This is a genomic window from Streptomyces sp. NPDC005438, assembly GCF_040606315.1.
In the GTDB taxonomy this organism is placed as follows: Bacteria; Actinomycetota; Actinomycetes; order Streptomycetales; family Streptomycetaceae; genus Streptomyces.
This window is the reverse complement of sequence record NZ_JBEXEP010000006.1, coordinates 157,623-177,547: the sequence shown is the minus strand read 5'-3', so window position 1 is coordinate 177,547 and position 19,925 is coordinate 157,623. Positions and strand designations below refer to the sequence as shown.

Annotated in this window: 13 protein-coding genes; 8 read left to right on the top strand and 5 right to left on the bottom strand. The window is 72.5% G+C overall.

Features of this window, described 5'->3' with window-relative positions; translation table 11 throughout:
• Window positions 1-127: 127 nt before the first annotated feature.
• The 5 genes from ABZT14_RS15015 (at window position 128) to ABZT14_RS14995 (ending at window position 7,824) form a co-directional block, all read left to right on the top strand.
• Window positions 128-1,432 (top strand): Zn-dependent hydrolase, encoded by a 1,305-nt coding sequence (locus ABZT14_RS15015; RefSeq protein WP_356301689.1) that lies wholly within the window; start codon window positions 128-130, stop codon window positions 1,430-1,432.
• Window positions 1,429-2,544 carry a diaminopropionate ammonia-lyase gene (locus ABZT14_RS15010; protein WP_356301686.1) on the top strand — a complete coding sequence of 372 codons (1,116 nt, stop codon included), beginning with the start codon at window positions 1,429-1,431 and terminating at the stop codon, window positions 2,542-2,544. Before ABZT14_RS15015 ends, ABZT14_RS15010 begins: the two co-directional genes overlap by 4 nt.
• Entirely contained in the window at window positions 2,541-3,728 is a 1,188-nt protein-coding gene (locus tag ABZT14_RS15005) for an amidohydrolase (protein ID WP_356301683.1), read from the top strand. The genes ABZT14_RS15010 and ABZT14_RS15005 overlap by 4 nt, the downstream gene beginning before the upstream one ends.
• A 541-nt stretch (window positions 3,729-4,269) precedes the next feature.
• Window positions 4,270-5,037 (top strand): hypothetical protein, encoded by a 768-nt coding sequence (locus ABZT14_RS15000; RefSeq protein WP_356301680.1) that lies wholly within the window; start codon window positions 4,270-4,272, stop codon window positions 5,035-5,037.
• Between the two features lie 342 nt (window positions 5,038-5,379).
• On the top strand, window positions 5,380-7,824 hold the full coding sequence (locus ABZT14_RS14995) for a GH92 family glycosyl hydrolase (protein WP_356301677.1): 2,445 nt from the start codon (window positions 5,380-5,382) through the stop codon (window positions 7,822-7,824).
• A gap of 52 nt (window positions 7,825-7,876) precedes the next feature.
• On the opposite strand, the gene ABZT14_RS14990 is transcribed toward ABZT14_RS14995, so the two are convergent.
• From ABZT14_RS14990 to ABZT14_RS14980, 3 genes are read right to left on the bottom strand one after another with little or no spacing between them, the layout of a single operon-like run.
• Complete coding sequence (locus tag ABZT14_RS14990; RefSeq protein ID WP_356301675.1) at window positions 7,877-8,536, bottom strand: lactate utilization protein C; 660 nt, start codon at window positions 8,534-8,536, stop codon at window positions 7,877-7,879.
• Window positions 8,533-9,951 carry a lactate utilization protein B gene (locus ABZT14_RS14985; RefSeq protein WP_356301673.1) on the bottom strand — a complete coding sequence of 473 codons (1,419 nt, stop codon included), beginning with the start codon at window positions 9,949-9,951 and terminating at the stop codon, window positions 8,533-8,535. The genes ABZT14_RS14990 and ABZT14_RS14985 overlap by 4 nt, the downstream gene beginning before the upstream one ends.
• Window positions 9,948-10,703, bottom strand: coding sequence for a (Fe-S)-binding protein (locus ABZT14_RS14980; protein WP_356301670.1), 756 nt, complete (start codon window positions 10,701-10,703; stop codon window positions 9,948-9,950). Before ABZT14_RS14980 ends, ABZT14_RS14985 begins: the two co-directional genes overlap by 4 nt.
• Before the next feature lie 689 nt (window positions 10,704-11,392).
• On the opposite strand from ABZT14_RS14980, the gene ABZT14_RS14975 reads away from it, so the two are divergent.
• On the top strand, window positions 11,393-13,798 hold the full coding sequence (locus tag ABZT14_RS14975) for a GH92 family glycosyl hydrolase (RefSeq protein WP_356301667.1): 2,406 nt from the start codon (window positions 11,393-11,395) through the stop codon (window positions 13,796-13,798).
• A 98-nt stretch (window positions 13,799-13,896) separates the two neighbouring features.
• Here ABZT14_RS14975 and ABZT14_RS14970 read toward each other — a convergent pair whose 3' ends face one another.
• Window positions 13,897-14,445: a hypothetical protein gene (locus tag ABZT14_RS14970; protein WP_356301664.1), complete on the bottom strand. Its 549-nt coding sequence runs from the start codon at window positions 14,443-14,445 to the stop codon at window positions 13,897-13,899.
• A 31-nt stretch (window positions 14,446-14,476) separates the two neighbouring features.
• Window positions 14,477-15,814: a PP2C family protein-serine/threonine phosphatase gene (locus ABZT14_RS14965; protein ID WP_356301661.1), complete on the bottom strand. Its 1,338-nt coding sequence runs from the start codon at window positions 15,812-15,814 to the stop codon at window positions 14,477-14,479.
• Window positions 15,815-16,029: 215 nt separating this feature from the next.
• Between ABZT14_RS14965 and ABZT14_RS14960 the strand changes: the two genes are divergently transcribed.
• Together ABZT14_RS14960 and ABZT14_RS14955 are read left to right on the top strand one after the other, a co-directional pair.
• Window positions 16,030-16,824 carry an SDR family oxidoreductase gene (locus ABZT14_RS14960; protein WP_356301659.1) on the top strand — a complete coding sequence of 265 codons (795 nt, stop codon included), beginning with the start codon at window positions 16,030-16,032 and terminating at the stop codon, window positions 16,822-16,824.
• Between the two features lie 420 nt (window positions 16,825-17,244).
• The gene (locus ABZT14_RS14955; protein ID WP_356301655.1) at window positions 17,245-19,902 is read left to right on the top strand and encodes a PA14 domain-containing protein; all 2,658 of its coding nucleotides are present in this window, start codon (window positions 17,245-17,247) and stop codon (window positions 19,900-19,902) included.
• Window positions 19,903-19,925 lie beyond the last annotated feature (23 nt).

Sequence of the window (19,925 nt, the reverse complement as noted above, 5' to 3'; positions counted from 1 at the left end):
GTTTTCCTCACTGGTACCCGTCGGAATGATGCTATCGCTCATCGAGTCACGCGTTCGTAGCCTCGGGGACAGCACCGCTCAGCGACTCCGCCACCAGGTCGGGGCCGTCTCGACAGGGGAGGACACCATGACCACTTCGTCCGCGACCACGGCTGCTTCCCGCCGGCTCGCCATCGACGGGGACCGGCTGTGGGCCTCGTTGACCGACCTGGCGAGGATCGGGGCGTACACCGACCAGACGACCGGTCTGGTCGGGGTGAACCGGCAGTCGCTGACCGACGAGGACGCCGAGGGCCGACGACTGCTGGTCCGGTGGATGGAGCGGGCCGGCCTGGAGGTCACCGTCGACGAGATCGGCAACATCTTCGGCCGCCGCGAGGGAGAGGACCCGGCACTGGCCCCGGTCATGGCCGGTTCCCACATCGACTCGGTCGGCACGGCGGGGGCCTTCGACGGATGCCTCGGCGTGCTCGGCGCCCTGGAGGTCGTCCGCTCGCTCGACGAGCGCGGCCTCACCACCCGGCGTCCCCTGGTGATCATCGCGTGGACCGAGGAGGAGGGCGTCCGCTTCGGTACGGACATGCTCGGCTCCGCCGTCGCCGTGGGCCGGCTGACCCTGGACCAGGCGTACGAGCTGACCGACTCCTCGGGGCTGGCGTTCGGCGACGAACTGGCCCGCATCGGCTTCCGGGGCGAGAGGCCGGTGCGCCTGGAGCCCCCGCACGCCTACGTGGAGTGCCACATCGAGCAGGGGCCGGTGCTGCTGCGTCAGGGGCTGGCCCTCGGCGTGGTCACCGGAGTGCAGGCGATCTCCTGGCAGAAGGTCACCCTGTACGGCCGGGCCGCGCACGCCGGGACCACGCCGACCGAACTACGGGTGGACCCCGGCCTCGCGGCGGCGCAACTCGTGGTGCGGGTCCGGGAGATGGTCGACTCCGGCCGGTACGGCAGGCTGCGCGCCACCGTCGGGCACCTGGTGACCTCGCCGGGGCTTCCCAGCGTGGTGCCGGAGCGGGCCGAGCTGACCGTGGACCTGCGGAACCCCGACGACGCGCACATGGCCGCCGCGGAGGCGGACCTGGCCGCGTTCCTGGAGGGCCTGCCCCAGGCGCAGCCGGCGCCGGGGCTACGGGTGGAGACCCGGAGGATGGCGCGGACCCGGCAGGTACCGTTCGATGAGCGCATCCAGAAGACGATCACCGAGGTGGCGTCGGACCTCGGGCACGAGACCATGCGGCTGATGTCGGGCGCCGGCCATGACGCACAGGAGATGGCGGCGATCACCCCGACGGCGATGGTGTTCGTGCGGGGTCAGTACGACGGCATCAGCCACAACCCGCGCGAGTTCTCCACCCCCGAGGACTGCGCGGCCGGCGTCACGGTGCTCGCGAACACCCTGCTGCGGCTGGCCGACGAAACGAGTGACGCATGACCACCCCCACCCTCGCGCCGTACTTCAACCCGGCCGCACGAGCCTGGCGGACCGAGCCACTGAAGGAGTCCCCGGTCGGATTCCACCGCTCGCTGCCGGGCTACGCCCCGACCCCGCTCACCTCCCTGCCCGCCCTCGCCGAGAGGCTCGGGGTCGGGATGGTGCTGGTCAAGGACGAGTCGCGGCGACTCGGACTGCCGGCGTTCAAGATCCTCGGCGCCTCCTACGCCATCGCCCGCGCGCTCTCCGCCCGCCTCGGCGTCGACGAGGCGCTGCCGCTGGAGGTGCTGCGCGACCGGCTTCGCACCGTCGAGGGGCTGTCCCTGGTCGCGGCCACCGACGGCAACCACGGTTGCGCCGTCGCCCACGTCGCCGGTCTGCTGGGACTGGCCGCGACGATCTACGTACCCCCGGGCGTCTCCGCCCCCGCCAAGGCGGCGATCGCCTCCGAGGGCGCGGAACTGGTGGAACTGGACCTGCCCTACGACGCCGTGGTCGCCCACGCCGACAGGCGGGCGGGCGGGGACGCGCTGCTGATCCAGGACACCTCCTGGCAGGGGTACGAGAACGTGCCGCAGTGGATCGTGGACGGGTACGCCACCCTCGTGCGGGAGATTGACGAGCAGCTCGCCGCGACCGGTACCGACCGGCTGGACCTGTTGGTGGTGCCGGCCGGAGTCGGGTCGCTGGCCCACGCGGTCGTCCACCACTACCGCTCCGGCGTACACGCCCCCGCGCTGCTGGTGGCCGAGCCGGCCGCCGCCCCGTCGGTGACGACGGCCCTGCACGCGGGGAAGGTCGTGCCGGTCGACACCGGTGACACCGTGATGACGGGGCTGAACTGCGGCACCGTCTCCGAGATCGCCTGGCCCACGCTCCGGGACGGGGTCGACGCGTCCGTCACGGTCACCGACCCCCAGGCCCTGAACGCGGTCACGGAACTGGTCGACCTCGGCGTGGACTCCGGCCCCTGCGGGGCGGCCACTCTCGCGGCCCTGCGTACGGTCCTCGCCGACCACGAGCGGGGCGTGCCGCTGGGCCTCACCGGGGAGTCTGTCGTGGTGCTGCTCAGCACGGAGGGCCGGGCCGCGAATCCGAAGGGGACGGAATGACGACGGAACACCAGACGGACACGGCGGAGACGGGACCGACCGCCGTACCCCTGACCTCCTGGCGCCACCGGCTGCACCAGATCGCCGAGACGGCGTTCACGGAGCACCGTACGGCGGAGTTCGTCGCCGACACCCTGCGCTCGCTGGGTGTCGACGTGACCACGGGCGTCGGGGGGACCGGAGTGGTCGGCAGCCTCACCCGGGGCGGGTCGGGCCGGTCCGTCGGCCTGCGGGCGGACATGGACGGGCTGCCGCTCCAGGAGGCCACCGGGCTGCCCTACGCCTCCCACCACGAGGGCAGGATGCACGCCTGTGGCCACGACGGTCACATGACGATGGTGCTCGGGGCGGCGGCCGTACTCGCCCGTGACGGCGGCTTCGACGGGACCGTGCGGCTGCTGTTCCAACCGGCCGAGGAACCGGGCCGGGGCGCGGCGGCCATGATCGCGGACGGACTGTTCGACCGGTTCCCCATGGACGCCGTCTACGGGCTGCACAACGTCCCAGGGCTCCCCGCCGGGCACCTGGCCACCCGGGCCGGCGCCTTCATGGCCGGGGAGGACAACTTCGCCATCACGGTGACCGGCCGGGGCGGGCACGCCTCCGCCCCGCACCACGTCGTCGACCCGCTGGTGGTGGGCGCGCAGATCGTCCTCGCGCTCCAGACCATCGTGGCGCGCTCCGTCGACCCGATGGAGTCCGCCGTCGTCTCCTGTACGGACCTCACCACGGACGGCGCCCGCAACGCCATCCCGACAACCGTGCGCATCACCGGTGACACCCGCACCTTCGACCCGGCGGTGAGCGGGCTGCTCGAACGACGTGTCCGGGAGATCGCCGAGCACACCGCCCGCGCGCACGGCGCGAGCGCCACGGTCACCTACACGCGGGAGTTCGCCACCACGGTCAACCACCCCGAGGCCACCGCCGAGGCCGTCCGCGCGGCCCGCGCCACGGTGGGCGAGGACCGGTGCGACCCGGAGGCGCCGCCGATCACGGCCAGCGAGGACTTCGGGGTGTACGCCCGCCACGTACCGGCGAACTTCACCGCGATCGGCAACGGCCTCCAGGGCGAGCCCGGGGGCACCCCGCTGCACAGCCACGACTACGACTTCAACGACGGCATCCTGCCCACCGGGGTCCGCTACTACCAGCACCTGGTCCAGGGGGCGTTGCCCCGCTGACGTGGCGGGTGGCGCCGAGCCAAGGGGATCCCCGACCCCACCGGACCGGACCGCGTAGGCCGCGCGGGCGGGGCAACGCCCCCGGCGGGCGCCGTGACGCAGGTGCGGCGTCCGATGGCGCAAGGTTCCCGATGGCGTCGACGACGGCCACGACGACGCTCGGTCGCAAGGGCCAGCAGTGTCGGAAGCTGCCCACCGGGCGCAACCACAAGAGGGCGCGTGGGCACCCGCAAGAAGTTCGCGGGCGCCGTGACCCGCTGCCGGAGGGCCGGCCCGTACGGGGGTGAGCCGGGGCGTGCCGACGGCGCGCGGTGGAGCGGACCTCTCCCGCGTGTGGTGGATCGCCCGGTTCGCGCCCGGGTCGGGGGAGTCGGCGCCCGGGTCGTGCCCGCCCGTCTCACGGCCACGATGGGTGTGTCACCACCTCGTCACCGCCCTTCCCCCGGGCGCCTCGGATCGTCCAGGCTCAAGATCAACCAGGCGTACCGCACGGTGCGCTGAGGGGCCGTCACACATCCGCACACCATGGGGGAACGACACCATGCTTCACCACCAGCGCCGCAGCACCGTCCTCACCGCCGCCGCCCTGATGGCGACGACCGCGCTGCTCACCTCCTGTCAGAGCGGCTCGGACGGGGGGAAGAAGTCGTCCCACTCCCAGTCGTCGACCTCGGACTCGGGCACCGAGAAGAAGTCCGGCGACTCCGACGACGCCGGCGACGGCACCAAGCCGCAGACCGGCACCGACCGGGGGTCGGGGAACAAGGGGGTGACCGGTACCTGGTTCGGCACCGTCTCCTACCTGGCCCCCGGCAAATACACGGTCACCGACACGAAGGACACCGAGCGGGCGTTCTTCACCTCCAGCGACACCAACATCCAGGGCGCCGGCGAGATCTGCGGCGACGCCGAGGGGCAGGCCGCCACCCCGTGCACCGGTAAGCAGCTGGAGGCCGCCGCCCGCAAGGGCGTCTCCGCCACGGTGAAGCTGAAGAACGGCACCGCCGTCAGCGTGGTGGAGGACCACTCCGGTAACGGTGGCAAGCCCGGCGGCACCCGTTCCGGGGAGCTGGGCTACCTGGCCCCCGGCAAGTACACCCTCGCCAACGGCGACGGCGCCAAGACCACGTTCCACAGCACCACCAGCACCACCATCAACGGCGCCGGCTGGATCTGCGGCGAGGCCGGAAGCGAGCCCAAGCCCTGCACCGAAGCCCAACTCGAAGCGGCTGCCAAGAAGGGCGGGGTACGGGTCGTGGTCAAGCTGGACAAGGGCCTCGCCGTCACCATCGACGAGGAGCACAACTGAGCCGACGCCGACACCAACACCGGTGCCGGCTCCCGTGCCGTACGGCCGGGACGGTCCCGCCCGGGAGGGTTTCTCCAGCGCCGGGTGAACGGGCGCGAGGGGTCAACTTCCGCCGCCGTACGTCCTGTTGTGGCACACCGTACAGCCGGGGCGGCTGATGTGGTCAGTGAGGTGTGTGTCGTGGGGGTTGCCCCTGTGGGGTGTCCCCGCGCAGAATCCGACCGACATCGTTGTCTAGGGGGGCGCCCCGGGCAACGGTGTCCGTGTCGTCGCGGTGGCCGGGACCTTCACGACACCCATGACCGTTGACCGCCGAGGACCTCCCGAGGGAGTGGGTGCCTGATGTCCACCGAACCGAACCGTCCCGCCGGCAGACCCGGGCGGCTGCGCCGCGCCCTGGTCCTGGGTCTGGCCCCGGGCCTGGCCCTGTTGCTGGCCACCGCTCCGGTGCCGCCCTCGGCGGAGGCGGCCGAGAGTCCGAGCCCGGCCGACCTGGTCGACCCCCTGATCGGCTCCGCGAACGGGGGCAACACCTACCCCGGCGCGGTACTGCCGTACGGGATGCTGTCTTGGTCGCCGACCAGCACCAAGGGCGACCAGACCGACACCGGGGCGGCCAACGGCTACTCCTACGACACCCAGCGCATCCGGGGGCTGAGCCTCACCCACGTCAACGGCGCCGGCTGCCATCCCGGGGCCGCCGGGGACGTACCGATCATGCCGCTGGCCCGTGAGGTGACCTCCTCGCCCTCGGCCGACACCAAGGACGAGCTGTACGCCTCCGACTTCCGCCACGAACGCGAACGCGCCCGCCCGGGTCGCTACACCCTCGGCCTGGACTCCGGTGTCACCAGCGACCTGGCGGTCTCCCGCCGCTCCGGGGTGGCCGACTTCACGTTCCCCGAGGACAAGCCGGCCAACCTGCTGTTCCGGGTCTCCAACAGCCTCAACGGCAGTGCGGACGCCCGGGTGCGGATCGACCGGGCGCAGCGCAGGGTCAGCGGCTGGGTCCACACCGGGGCCTTCTGTGGTCGCCGCGCCAACGGCGGGGAGAACAACCGCAAGAGCTACTACCGGCTGTACTTCACCGCCACCTTCGACCGGCCCTTCTCCCGCACCGGTACCTGGAAGGACGACACCCTCTCCCCGGGCTCCACCCGGGGTGGCGGCGGTGAGGGCTACGACACCGGGGAGAACCGGGCCGGCAAGGGGAGCGGAGGCTACGTCGGCTTCGACACCGGCGAGGACCGCACCGTCCACATGCGCCTGGGCATCTCCTACGTCAGCCAGGCCGGCGCGGAGGCCAACCTCCGCGCCGAGATCCCCCGAGGGGCCGGCGTGGAGACGGTGGCCCAGGCCGGAACCCGGGCCTGGAACCGGGAGTTGGGGCGGATACGGACCGAGGGCGGCACCCCGGCCCGACGTACCGCCTTCACCACCGCGCTCTACCACTCGCTGCTGCAACCCAACCTGGTCTCCGACGTCGACGGCCGGTACCCGGGCATGGACGGCCGGCCCCACCGCGTACGGGGTGGACAGCGCGCGCAGTACACCAACTTCTCCGGCTGGGACCAGTACCGCGCGCAGGTGCAGCTGCTGGCCCTGCTACGGCCGGACGTGGCCGGCGACTTCGCCCAGTCCCTGTACAACTTCGCCCGGCAGAACGGCGGCGTCTGGGACCGCTGGGTGCACATCAACGGGCCCACCCACGTGATGACCGGCGACCCCTCGGCCGCCACCCTGGCCACCTTCTACGCGATGGGGGTGCGCGACTTCGACGTACGCGGGGCCTTCGCCTCCCTGGCCCGGCAGGCCACCGTGCCGCACCCCGACGGACTCTCCGACGCCGGCTGCCCCGGACAGTGCGAGGGACAGCGGCCCCACCTCCAGGCGTACCTGGCCAAGCGGTACGCCCCCCAGGACGACTGCCACTGCTGGGGCGGCGCGGCCGAGACCCTGGAAGCCTCGGTGGCCGACTCCGCCCTGTCCCACTGGGCGCGGATGCTCGGACGGGACGCCGACGCCCGGCGGTTCGCCCAACGGGCGACGTACTGGCGGAACGTGTACGACCCGAAGGCCACCGAACAGGGCGGCTACGCCCGCGCCCGGAACGCTGACGGGTCCTGGGTCGCCCCCTTCGACCCGGCCGCCGACCTGGGCTTCGCCCAGGGCACCAGCGCCACCTACACCTGGATGGTGCCGCAGGACGTGGCCGGGCTGGCCCGGAAGATGGGCGGGCGGGAGAAGGCCGCGCAGCGCCTGGACGACTTCTTCCACAACCCGGACGGCTCCTGGTCGGTCGGCGGCGGCGACCCGCTGCGCTACGACCCCACCAACGAGCCGGGCATCCACATCCCCTGGCTGTACAACGCGCTGGGCCAGCCCTGGAAGACCCAGGAGACGGTGCGCCAGATCGCCGACACCCAGTACGGCACCGGCCCGAGCGGCCTGCCCGGCAACGACGACCTGGGCACCATGTCCGCCTGGTACGTCTTCGCCTCCCTGGGGCTGTTCCCCCAACAGCCCGGCAGCCCCGCCCTGTTGCTGTCCGCCCCCGCCTTCCCGCACGCCGTCGTCCACCGCCCCGGCGGCCGGGACATCACGGTGCGCGCGCCGGGAGCCGGCGAACGGCGCCCCTACGTGGACGCCCTGCGCGTCAACGGGACCCCCAGCGACCGTTCCTGGGACAGCGGCCGGCTGATCAGGTCGGGCGGAACCTTGGACCACCGCCTGGCCGAGCGCCCCAACAAGGAGTGGGGCACCGACCCCGGTCAGCTGCCGCGCTGACCGGCCGGGGCCCGGACCGGTCCGCACCCGGCCCGGGCCCCACCGCCGGCGGTCACGTTCCCGGCCGACCGGACTCGACCAGCACCACCTGGAGGTCGCGCGGTCCGTGTACCCCCTCCACCCGGCTCAGTTCGATGTCGCTGGTGGCCGAGGGGCCGGAGATCCAGGTCAGCGGCCGTCGGGGGTCCAGCCGGCGCAGGGCCGCCGGCACCGAGGGCACCACCTGGTCCGGGGCCCGCACCACGCACAGGTGCAGGTCCGGCACCAGGGTCAGGGCCCGCCGCCCCTGCCCCGGGCCGCCGTCCAGCACCAGGGTTCCGGTCTCGGCCACGGCCACCGCGCAGCCGGTCACCACCGCGTCCGCCGCGTCCAGCCGCTTTGGGGTCAACGGGTCCGGTACGTCGGCGAGTTGCCGTACCTCGGCCTCGGCCAGCCAGGCGGGCGGCAGCCCGGGGGGTACGACGACCTGGTGCGCGCGCTTGTCCCGCAGGAGCCGGGCGACCAGAGCGGGCAGTTCGGCCTCCGGGGTGCGGTGGACCACCGCGCGGTAGTCGGCGAGGTGGGTGTGGAGCAGCTCCAGCAGGGTGTCCGGTGCGGCCGGGACGTGGCTGTCGCGGTAGTCGCGGCGGACCTCGGGTGCCTCGGGCGCTCCGGCCAGCGCGGAACGGATCCGGGCCAGCACCACCTCACGGCTGGTGGGGCGCTGGGTCATGGACGGTTCCTCCTCCACCAGGACCGGAACGACTCGGCCGGCACCTGGGGCAGTTCGCGGTCACGGGTCCACGCCCCGGTGCCGGGCGGTCGGTCCGGGTGCAGGGCGCGGCTGGCCGAGGCGAGCCGTTCCCCGGTGGCCAGCGCCCGGGGGTGGTCCAGCAGCCAGCCGGCCGCGCGTACCGCCGTCCGTTCCGCGCGGTGCCCGGGCCCGCCCTGGTCGGCGACCCGTTCGCGGAGGTGGACCAGTACCTCGGGGATGTCGATGGCCACCGGGCACACCTCGTAGCAGGCCCCGCACAAGGTGGAGGCGTACGGCAGGGAGGCGTCGATCCCGCTCGCGGTACCCCGGAGTTGGGGGGTGAGGATCGCCCCGATGGGGCCGGGGTAGACGGAGCCGTAGGCGTGGCCGCCGGCCCGCTCGTACACCGGGCACACGTTGAGGCAGGCCGAGCAGCGGATGCAGCGCAGGGCCTGCCGTCCGACCTCGTCGGCAAGGGCCCGGGTGCGGCCGTTGTCCAGCAGTACCAGGTGGAAGGCGCGGGGCCCGTCCCGGTCGGTGGTGCCGGTCCACATCGAGGTGTAGGGGTTCATCCGCTCCGCCGTCGAGGAGCGGGGGAGGGTCTGGAGGAACACCTCCAGGTCCCGCCAGGTGGGCACGACCTTCTCGATGCCCACGACGGAGATCAGCGTCTCCGGCAGGGTCAGGCACATCCTCCCGTTGCCCTCGGACTCCACCACCACACAGGTACCGGTCTCGGCGACCAGGAAGTTGGCGCCGGAGACGCCGACCCTGGCCCGGAGGAACTTCTCCCGCAGGTGCAGCCGGGCCGCCTCGGCCAGGTCGGCCGGCTCGTCGGTGAGCCCCTCGGGGGCGGGGCGCCCCAGACGGCCCATCCGGTCACGGAAGATGTCCCGGATCTCGCCCCGGTTGCGGTGGATGGCCGGCACCAGGATGTGCGAGGGGCGGTCCTCGCCGAGCTGCACGATCAGTTCGGCCAGGTCGGTCTCGTAGGCCCGGATGCCCTCGGCCTCCAGAGCCTCGTTGAGGCCGATCTCCTGGGTGGCCATGGACTTGACCTTGACCGCCTCCCGCTCGCCGGTGTCCCGGATCAGGCCGACCACGATCCGGTTGGCCTCCTCGGCGTCCACGGCCCAGTGCACGGTGCCCCCGGCGGCCGTCACCTCCCGCTCCAACCGCTCCAGGTGGAGGTCGAGTTGGCGCAGGGCCCGGTCCTTGATCCGTCTGCCGGCCTCCCGCAGCCGTTCCCAGTCGTCCAGTTCGGCCACCGCGCGGGCCCGCTTCTCCCGGATGGTGTGGGTGGCGTGCCGCAGGTTGGCCCGCAGGACGGGGTCGGCCACCGCGTCCCGTGCGGCGTCGGGGAAGGCCGGCATCCCGAGGAAGGTTCCGTTCATGACAGGGGCTCCTCCTCGGTACTGGCCAGGATCTCCGCCAGGTGTACGGCACGTTGGGGCGCTCCCCGTCGGCGCAGTACGCCGTCGAGGTGGGCCAGGCACGAGTTGTCGGCCCCGCAGAGCACCCGCGCCCCGGTGGACAGCGCGTGGTCCACCTTGTCCGCCCCCATGGCGGCGGACACCTCGGGGTTCTTCACCGCGAAGGTGCCGCCGAAGCCACAGCACTCCTCGGCCCCGGGGAGTTCGACCAGCTCCAGTCCCCGTACCGCCCGCAGCAGCCGAAGGGGGCGGTCACCCAGACCCAGGGTGCGCAGTCCGTGGCAGGAGGGGTGGTAGGTGACCGTGTGCGGGTAGTAGGCCCCGACGTCGACCACTCCCAGCACGTCCACCAGGAACTCGGTCAGCTCCACGGTACGGGGCGCCAGCGAGCGGGCGATCTCGGCCAACTCCGGCCCCCGGCCCTCCCGTTGGGCCCGCTCGGCCAGCCGGGGGTACTGCTCCCGCACCATCGCCACACAGGAGCCGGAGGGGGTCACCACGTGGTCGTAGCCCTGGAAGGCCCGGCCGGTCCGCCGGACCAGGGGCTCGGTCCGGCGCCGGTAGCCGGTGTTGTACTGCGGCTGGCCACAGCAGGTCTGGTCGGCGGGGAAGTCCACGGTCACCCCCAGCCGCTCCAGCAGCCGGACCGTGGCGATCGCGGTCGAGGGGTACAGGGCGTCGTTGACGCAGGTGGCGAACAGGGCGACCCGCATCAGCCGACCTCCACCGTGCCGTCGGCGCGTCCGCGCTGGCTCCCGCCGGCGCGGGCCGAGGCGTACGGGCGGGCCCACCCACCCGGAGGGCGCGGACCGGGGGCGGACACCGGGGAGGGGGCCATGGCTGCTTCCTTCGCGTCAGGAGGCGGTGGTCGGACGCCCCGGGAGGGCGGCCACTGGCCAGGGTGCCTCACCGGTGCGCGGGTCCGGGGGAACCACCGGGCCTCCGGTGCCGGTCGGGTGGTTGTCCGGGTGACCGGTGGCGGTCGTGTTCGGTGTTCTCGGGTGGGGGTGGCCGGTCGGGCGGAGGCCGTCCAGGCCGGTTCCGTCGCGTCGTGGCGGTACTCCCCGGGGCGGTACGGCCCGGGGAGGACGGGGCCGGCCGGTCCGGTCGGCCCCGTGGGGGCGTCGCGGTGGTCAACGGCCTTACGTAGCGGGCCTGCTGTGGGGTGGGGGAGTGGGCGAGGCGTACGGCAGCGGGTGACCGGGTCCGGGGCGGCAGGCCCCAACGGCCGGCGATCGGGAGGAAGTTCACCCGATCCCTTCTGCGCGGCCCGGGCTTCTGCCATAGTGCTGGCACCGCCACTGTCCGTACCGAGGTCCTCGCCCGGCGCTCTGACAACGTTATCGGACAACGTTATCCATGGCCGTCGCCGGGCGTCCTCACCGCACCCGAGAGGAGCACCATGAGCGGAACCAGACTCCGGCGCGCGGCGCGCCGCCTACGCGCGCCCGCGGTCACCACCGTGGCCGTGGCCACCGCGCTGGCCGTGCCCGCGACCGTCTTCCCGGCGGTCGCCGCCCCGAAGGAGGCGCCGAAGGTCCACGACCCCGCCCGGTACGTCAACACCTTCACCGGCACCCAGGACGGCGGCCCGGACTTCGGCCACGGCGGAGGCGCCGGCAACACCTTCCCCGGTGCCGTGGCCCCCTTCGGCATGGTGCAGTGGAGCCCCGACACCGTCGACCACAAGCACGGTGGCTACGAGTACGACGACAACCGCATCCGGGGGTTCAGCCTCACCCACCTGTCCGGGCCCGGCTGTTCGGACTTCGGCAACATCCCGTTCCTGCCCGTGCTCGGCGACGAGCCCGTGGACAGCTCCACCTTCTCCCACGACAACGAGTCCTCCGCCCCCGGCTCCTACGACGTCACCTTCGACAACGGTCTGCGGTCCCAGCTGACGGCGACCCAGCGGTCGGGGATGGCGCGGTTCACCTACCCCGAGGGGAAGCGGGCCTCCCTGACCGTGGACGCGGCCAAGGCGTTCAACGAGGCCAGCGGGGAGATCGAGATCGGCAGCGACTCGCTGTCCGGGTACACCGACGGCGGAGGCTTCTGCGGCGCCGGCAACAAGTACCGCGTCTACTTCCACGTCACCTTCGACCGGGACTTCTCCGAGTCCGGCGTGGTGGAGGACGGCGCCGTGAACACCTCCCGGAAGAAGATCACCGGCAGTTCCGACGGCGTGGCCGCCACCTCGCCCAAGACCGCCCGCGCCCAACGGGGCGCGGACACCCGGAAGGCGCCCACCACCCAGCCGAAGGCGACCGGCAAGGCCGCCGAGGCCGGGGCCCAGGCGCTGGTGTCCTTCGACACCGAGCGGGACCGCTCGGTCGAGGCCCGGGTGGGTATCTCCTTCGTCAGCCTGGACAACGCCAAGGACAACCTGAAGGTCGAGCAGGGCGGACGGGGCTTCGAGCAGGTGCGGGCCGGCAGCCGCGCCCAGTGGAACGAGAAACTGGGCAGGATCAGCGTCGGTGGCGGCAGCGCCACCGACCGCCGGCGCTTCTACACCGCGCTGTACCACTCGCTGATCCACCCCAACGTCTTGAGTGACGCGGGCGGTGAGTACCGGGGCTTCGACGGCGAGGTGCACCGGGCCCGCCCGGGCCACGCCCAGTACGCGAACTTCTCCGGCTGGGACGTCTACCGCTCCCAGGTCCAGCTGGTGGCCCTGATCGAACCCGAGGTGGCCTCGGACCTCGCCCAGTCGGCCACCAACCAGGCCGCGCAGGGCGGCTACTTCGACCGCTGGACGGTCGCCAACGGGGGAACCGGCGTGATGGTCGGTGACCCGCTGCCGGTGATCATCTCCGGGGTGCACGCCTTCGGGGCCAGGGACTTCGACGCCCAGCGGGCCCTGGAGCTGATGGTCGACGGCGCCTCGAACGGTGACGAGCGGCCCGCCCACGAGCGGTACGACGAGCTGGGCTACGTGCCGGCGGGCGAGGAGGGGGTGTGGGGGTCGGCCTCCACCACCCTGGAGTACACCAGCGCCGACTTCGCGGTCTCCCAGTTCGCCGAGCGGCTCGGAGCGGACACCACCCACCGCGACTTCCTCCGCCGTGCCCAGAACTGGAAGAACCTGTTCAACGAGGACAGCGGCTACCTCCAGCCCCGCAAGGCCGACGGCTCCTGGCCGGAGTTCTCCCCGGTGCAGAACGAGGAGTACGTCGAGGGCAACGGTGAGCACTACACCTGGATGGTGCCCTACAACCACCGGGCGCTGTTCGACCGGATGGGCGGGGACGCCAAGGTCAACTCCCGGCTGGACGACTTCTTCACCGAGCTGAACGGCGGACCGGACAAGGCCACCGCCTACCTCAGCAACGAGCCCACCGCCAGCACCCCCTGGGCGTACGCCTACGCGGGCGCGCCGTACAAGACCCAGGACGTGGTGCGCCGGGCGCTGACGAAGCTGTTCAAGCCGACGCCCGACGGACTGACCGGCAACGACGACCTCGGCCAGATGTCGTCCTGGGCGGTCTGGGCCTCCATGGGCATGTACCCCGAGCTGCCCGGCCGCTCCGAGCTGGTCCTGGCCAGCCCGGTCTTCGAGTGGGTGACCATCGACCGGGGCCACGGCAGGTCGATCACCGTACGGGCCGAGGGCGCCTCCGAGCAGGCCCGGTACGTCAAGTCGCTCCGGGTCAACGGCAAGGCGAGTGAACGGCCCTGGCTGAGCGAGGAGTTCGTGGCCCGTGGCGGGACCGTGGACTTCACCCTCGGTACCGAGGCCGACGAGAAGTGGGGCAGCGCCCGCGAGGACGCCCCGCCGTCCTTCGACGCCGCGCCGCCCCGGAAGTGACCGCCCACCCTGAGCGGCCGCCCCAGGGGTGACCGGGAGGTGGGGGCCAGCGTTAGCGCCGGCACCCACCTCCTCCGCCTTCCGGCACAGGTGGGGGCTCAGCCCGTCCAGACGCGCGCCAGCCAGGTGCCCAGCCCCACCAGTACCCCGTATCCGGGGACCAGCAGCAGGGGCACCGGCACCGGCCGGGGTACCAGCACCTTCCAGTGGAAGGACAGGTCGCGGTACTCGGGCATCCCCTCGGTGCCGGGCAGGGTGAAGAAGGCGGGGCGCAGGGTGCAGAACACCAGCCAGTCCACCAGGACCAGGTCCACCAGGTTGATCAGCGTGAAGATGCCGAACCCCACGGTGAACCCCGCCCAGAACCCCGGTTCCTCGGGGGCCCGTCCGCGCAGCAGGGCCACCGTCACCACCGGGGTGACGGTCAGGACCAGGCCGACGCCCACTCCCATCAGTCGGGCGACCCGCGCCCCCCGGGCCGACTTCCCGCCGTGCAGGGCGACGTAGCGCTCCCGGATGGCGGGCGGGTAGTCGTGCAGCAGCGCGTCCGGGGCGAGCGCGGCGCCGCCCATGATCACGACGCAGAACAACGCCGAGGCCGCCAGCCCCAGTTGGAGGGTGAGCCACAGGGTGAGGTGCCAGTCCATGGGCCCACTCTAGAGCGTGACTTAGGTGAACCTAAGTTGGGTTCGGAAGGTCGGTGCTCTCCGGGCGCGGGCCCAGGTCGACGGGCAGGGGCCCGGCCGCCTCCTCCGGCCGCCGCGTCCTCTCCCCGGCCGGCAGGCCGGTGTGGTGCAGTGCCAGCAGCCCCTGGTCGTCCTGGGCGCGTCCACCGGTGTGCCGGCGTACGTCCGAGGCCACGGTCTCCAGCAGGTGGCGGGCCGGATCGCGGGGCGCGCGACCACCCGGGGGCCGGACCAGGGCCGGCAGCCGTGTGGTGACGTCGTAGAACTCCCCTTGGGCGTTCCGGGCCTCGGTCAGCCCGTCGGTGTGGCACAGCAGGGTCGACCCCGGAGGGAAGGGGAGGGTGTCCGCCGCGCTCGCGGTCCGCTCCAGCACCCCGATCCCCAGCGGCGGCGCCTCCCGGGAGGGCGGCAGCTCCCGCACGGTGCCGTCGGGGCGGAGCAGCAGGGGCGCGGGGTGGCCCCGGTTGACCATGGTCAGCCGGTCGCTCCCCGGGGTGAACTCCACCAGGAGCGCGGTGGTGAACTCCTCGTTGTGCTCGGGGTCCTTGGCCCGTTCCGCCTCGCGCATCAGGTGGGCGTCCAGCCAGCGGGCCAGCTCGGGCAGGTCGCGGGCGTGGTCGGCGTAGCAGCGGAAGGCGCCGATGCAGGAGGCGGCGGTCTGTACGGCCGACATCCCCTTGCCGCGTACGTCCCCCACCAGGGCCCGGGTGCCGTACGGGGTCTCCTGCACCACGTACAGGTCACCGCCGATCAGCGCCTCGTCCTCGGCGGGCAGGTAGCGCGAGGCGATCCGCAGGGGGCCCAGGGACTCGGGAGGGGTGGGCAGGATCGCCCGCTGGGCGATCTCCGACACCCGCTGCACCCGCCGGATGCTGGCCTCCCGTCGGACCACCATCTGGTGCAGCCCCATCGCGAGCAGGGTGACCCCGGCGATGGTGAGCTGGTTGGCCAGGCCGTACTGCCAGCCGAAGGCGCGTTCGTCGGTGGCCAGCAACAGGTGGGTGAGCAGGGTGGTCAGCCCCACCGAGGCGATGCCCACGGTGCCCAGCACCACCGCCGCCGAGATGGGTGCCGCGACCAGCAGCGGGGAGCCGTTGACCGTGCTGGGGGTGGTGACGTCCACGATCACCCCGAGCATCAGTACGGCCCAGGGGATCAGCTGGCTCACCCAGGTCCAGCGTCCGACCCGGGCGCCGGCCGTGAAGGAGAACAGGCGGTCCAGCAGTCTGCCCGGGGTGTGGACGGCCCCCTGTGACGCGCTCGCCGCCCCGGAGGAATCACGCGGGCGCAGGGGTGGTTCCTCGAAGGTGCTCGCTGCCTCACCCTGCATGATCGTCTCCTTCTCGGCGGTTTCGCTCTGAGCTTTCGAGGCGACGGAGGACCGCCTGTGACGGAGAATCCGGCCTGTTGAGACACAGCTCATATAGAGCGACATGTCCATATTGCCCCCGAGGGGGAGGTCGGTGACCCGTCGTGGTCCCACGGCGTACGACCGGCCGGCCGAGGTGGCGTTTCCCCGCTGTCGACAGTGAAGGACCTGAAACCGTGCGCATTGATCTCGCGGGACGTACCGCCCTGGTGACCGGATCCACCCAGGGCATCGGGGCGGCTATCGCCACCGGCCTGGCGCGGGCCGGAGCCCGGGTGGCGGTGAACGGGCGGACCCCGGAGTCGGTGGACGCCGCCGTGGGGCGGCTCACCGCCGCCCTGCCGGACGCGGAGTTCCTGGCCGCCCCGGGTGACATCGCCACCGAGGAGGGCGCCGACCGGGTGGTGGAGGTGGTGCCCAGTGTGGACGTGCTGGTCAACAACCTCGGCATCTTCGGGGCCCGGCCGGCGCTGGAGGTGGACGACGCGGAGTGGCGCCGGTACTTCGAGGTGAACGTGCTGGCGGCGGTACGGATGACCCGCGCCTACCTGCCCGGGATGACCAGCCGCTCCTGGGGGCGGGTGCAGTACATCGCCAGCGACTCGGCGGTGGTCGTCCCCACCGAGATGATCCACTACGGGGTCACCAAGACCGCACTGCTGGGGGTGTCCCGGGGGTTCGCCAAGGAGGCGGCCGGCACGGGCGTCACCGTGAACTCGGTGATCGCCGGCCCCACCCACACCGAGGGCGTGGAGCGGTTCGTCCGCGAGGTGGTCGACCCGGAGCTGCCCTGGGAGGAGGCGCAGCGGGAGTTCATGCGCGTACACCGACCCCAGTCGCTGTTGGGTCGGCTGATCGAGCCGGAGGAGATCGCCAACATGGTGGTCTACCTCAGCTCGCCCTTCGCCTCCGCCACCACCGGGGGAGCGGTGCGGGTGGACGGGGGCTACGTGGACTCCATCCTCCCGTGAGGTGACGCCTGGTCCGCCCAGCGGCCACCCCCGCCCACGCGGCCCTCTTCGGGCGGGTGGCCGAGGCGGGCGGAAGGCCGGGACGTCTCAGTGAGGTCAGGCCCGGTCCGCCCCGGGCGTGACCTCGCCGACCGGAGCCGGCTCTCCGGTTCCGGTCGGGGGCGGTGGGGGTCACGGTGGGTGTCGGTCGAGGCGCCTGGTCGGTCAACGTGCCCGTGTGACGGGGGAGTCGGGTGGTCCCGATCGGGCTCCGGGGCGCCCGTATACGTCCGCCGAGGGGTGTGGGGCCAGGCGGGGTGACCGAATCTGCCCGGGTGTGCGTACGTGGTGGTTTCTGATGGTGATTGCTGTCTCAATGTGTGCTCAAGTGGCGTCGTGCTCCTGCCACTCGTTGATCACCCAGGGCGAGGGAGTTCCCGTATGAGACCACGCGATCCCTTCCGCATCCGTGCCGGCGCCCGCCGGCGCGGGGTGGGAGGACTGCTGTGCGCGACGGCGTTGGCGCTGTCCCTGCTGGTGGCGCTGCCAGGGGGCGGGCTGGGGCCGGCCGCCCACGCCGCGCCCGGCGCCTCCGAGGACGGCGGACCGGCCGAGGCCGGCGGACTACGGGGCGAGTACTTCCGCATGTCCGCGCCCGGCGCCCGGGACTTCGCCGAACTCGGCGGCGAGTCCCTGGAACCCCGCGTCCAGTTCTCCGACCTGACCTCGACCTTCGAGCTGCTGAACGGTCGGCAGGAGCACACCACCGCCCGCTGGACGGGACGGATCGCCGCACCCCGCAGCGGCGACTACACCTTCCACATGATCGGTGACAACGGCTTCCGCCTGTTCATCGACGACAAGCCGGTGATCGACCACTGGGAGCCCGACTGGGACAACGAACAGCACAGCGAGCCGGTCCACCTCACCAAGGGCAAGCGCCATGACGTCCGGGTGGAGATGTTCCAGGACGAGGGTGGCTCCCACCTGTCGCTGAGCTGGTCGGCCCCCGGCGTCGACAAGCAGGTCGTACCCGACTCCGCGTTCAGCCCGCCCCGGGGCTACCACCCCTACCCGGTCGACCTCACCCTCGCCGGGGACGGCCGCCGGTTCACCGCCCGCCTGGAGAAGGCGGCCCGGGGCCTGAAGGACCTCGCCTCCCACCTGAGGATCGAGGCCGACACCACGGCGATGCCGGTGCGCTCGGTACGCCGGGACCCGGGCGACCCCCGGTCGGTGCGCGTCACCCTCGCCAAGCCCGTACAGAAGGGCCAGGAGGTGCGGTTCGCCTACGACGGCGAGGGCAAGCTGAGCGCGGGTGACCGCCAGGTGCCGCAACTGTTGCGGCACGCCCGCAACGACTCCCGGCACCGGCTGCGCACCACCTGGGGCGACAAGGTCGACCCGAACAACCCCCTGCCGGAGTACCCCCGGCCCCAGACGAAGCGCCAGCGGTGGCAGAACCTCAACGGACAGTGGCAGTTCGCCGGCGCCGCCAAGGGCGACAAGCCGCCCTTCGGCCGGGACCTGAAGGAACGGATCACCGTGCCCTACCCGGTCGAGTCCCAGCTGTCCGGGCTGGAGCGGCACGAGGACCACATGTTCTACCGCAAGCTGATCACCGTGCCCCGGAGCTGGCGGGTGGGCGACGGCCAGCGGCTGAAGCTCAACTTCGGCGCCGTGGACCACCACGCCCGGGTGTGGGTCAACGGCAAGAGCGTCGCCGAACACCGGGGCGGGTACACCGCGTTCAGCGCGGACGTCACCGACGCCCTCACCGGGAGCGGCAAGCAGGAGATCGTGGTCGCGGTCACCGACACCACCGGGGACAACCAGCCCAAGGGCAAGCAGACCAGCGACCCCGGCGGCATCTTCTACACCGCCTCCTCGGGCATCTGGCAGACGGTGTGGATGGAGCCGGTCGCCCCCGCGTCCGTCGACCGTCTGGACACCACCCCCGACCTGGAGGACGGGGCGCTGACCGTACGCGCCGTCTCCCAGGGCGCCTCCGAGGGGGCTTCGGTCACCGCCGTGGCCCGGGACAAGAAGGGCCGCCAGGTCGGCTCGGTCACCGGTCGGGCCAACGGGGACCTGCGCCTGCCGGTGCCCGACGCCCACCTGTGGACCCCCGACGACCCCTACCTGTACGACCTGGAGGTCACGCTCACCGACGGGAGGTCCACCGACCGGGTCGACAGCTACTTCGGTATGCGGTCCCTGTCGGTGCGGAAGGTCGGCGGGGTGCCCAAGCTGGTGCTCAACGGCAAGCCGTTCTTCTCCCTGGCCATGCTGGACCAGGGCTTCTGGCCGGACGGCCTGCACACCCAGCCCAGCGACCAGGCGCTCAGCTTCGACCTCCGGGCGCAGAAGGACCTGGGCTTCAACGCGGTACGCAAGCACATCAAGGCCGAGTCGGCCCGCTGGTACTACCACGCCGACCGGCTGGGCCTGCTGGTGTGGCAGGACTTCGTCTCCGGCACCCTCACCAACGAGGCCGGACGGAAGGCCTTCGTCGACGAGGGCCGGGAGCTGATGCGGCAACTGCACAGCTCGCCCTCGGTCAGCGCCTGGATCGTGTTCAACGAGGGCTGGGGCGAGTGGGACCGTGAGGAGACCGGGCGGATCGCCGAGTCGGTGAGGAAGGCCGACCCCTCCCGGGTGGTGAACGCCCACAGCGGCGTCAACTGCTGTGACTCCAAGGGCGATTCGGGGGCCGGCGACATCATCGACCACCACGACTACAACAACGACGACCCACCCGAGGCGGACGACCACCGCGCGGCCATGGACGGCGAACACGGCGGCTTCACCCTCCGTACCCCCGGGCACATGTGGCCCGGCGCCCCCACCAGGATCTACAGCGGGGTGGACGACAAGGACGCGCTGACCCGGCAGTACGTGGACAACACCGAACGCCACTACCTCCGGCAGGCGGGCGAGGGGCTGTCCGGTTCGGTCTACACCCAGGTCAGCGACCTGGAGAACGAACTCAACGGACTGTGGACCTACGACCGCAGGGTGCTCAAGGTGCACTCCGACCAGGTCCGGGAGATCAACGAGAAGGTGATCGCGGCCGGAGCGAAGGCCGGAAGCCGCTGAGGCCACGGATCCCGTCGAAGGCC

Excerpts from the sequence above, each read along its gene's own strand:
- ABZT14_RS15015 (WP_356301689.1), top strand. The coding sequence starts at position 128 with ATGACCACTTCGTCCGCGACCACGGCTGCTTCCCGCCGGCTCGCCATC.
- ABZT14_RS15010 (WP_356301686.1), top strand. The coding sequence starts at position 1,429 with ATGACCACCCCCACCCTCGCGCCGTACTTCAACCCGGCCGCACGAGCC.
- ABZT14_RS15005 (WP_356301683.1), top strand. The coding sequence starts at position 2,541 with ATGACGACGGAACACCAGACGGACACGGCGGAGACGGGACCGACCGCC.
- ABZT14_RS15000 (WP_356301680.1), top strand. The coding sequence starts at position 4,270 with ATGCTTCACCACCAGCGCCGCAGCACCGTCCTCACCGCCGCCGCCCTG.
- ABZT14_RS14995 (WP_356301677.1), top strand. The coding sequence starts at position 5,380 with ATGTCCACCGAACCGAACCGTCCCGCCGGCAGACCCGGGCGGCTGCGC.
- ABZT14_RS14990 (WP_356301675.1), bottom strand. The coding sequence starts at position 8,536 with ATGACCCAGCGCCCCACCAGCCGTGAGGTGGTGCTGGCCCGGATCCGT.
- ABZT14_RS14985 (WP_356301673.1), bottom strand. The coding sequence starts at position 9,951 with ATGAACGGAACCTTCCTCGGGATGCCGGCCTTCCCCGACGCCGCACGG.
- ABZT14_RS14980 (WP_356301670.1), bottom strand. The coding sequence starts at position 10,703 with ATGCGGGTCGCCCTGTTCGCCACCTGCGTCAACGACGCCCTGTACCCC.
- ABZT14_RS14975 (WP_356301667.1), top strand. The coding sequence starts at position 11,393 with ATGAGCGGAACCAGACTCCGGCGCGCGGCGCGCCGCCTACGCGCGCCC.
- ABZT14_RS14970 (WP_356301664.1), bottom strand. The coding sequence starts at position 14,445 with ATGGACTGGCACCTCACCCTGTGGCTCACCCTCCAACTGGGGCTGGCG.
- ABZT14_RS14965 (WP_356301661.1), bottom strand. The coding sequence starts at position 15,814 with ATGCAGGGTGAGGCAGCGAGCACCTTCGAGGAACCACCCCTGCGCCCG.
- ABZT14_RS14955 (WP_356301655.1), top strand. The coding sequence starts at position 17,245 with ATGAGACCACGCGATCCCTTCCGCATCCGTGCCGGCGCCCGCCGGCGC.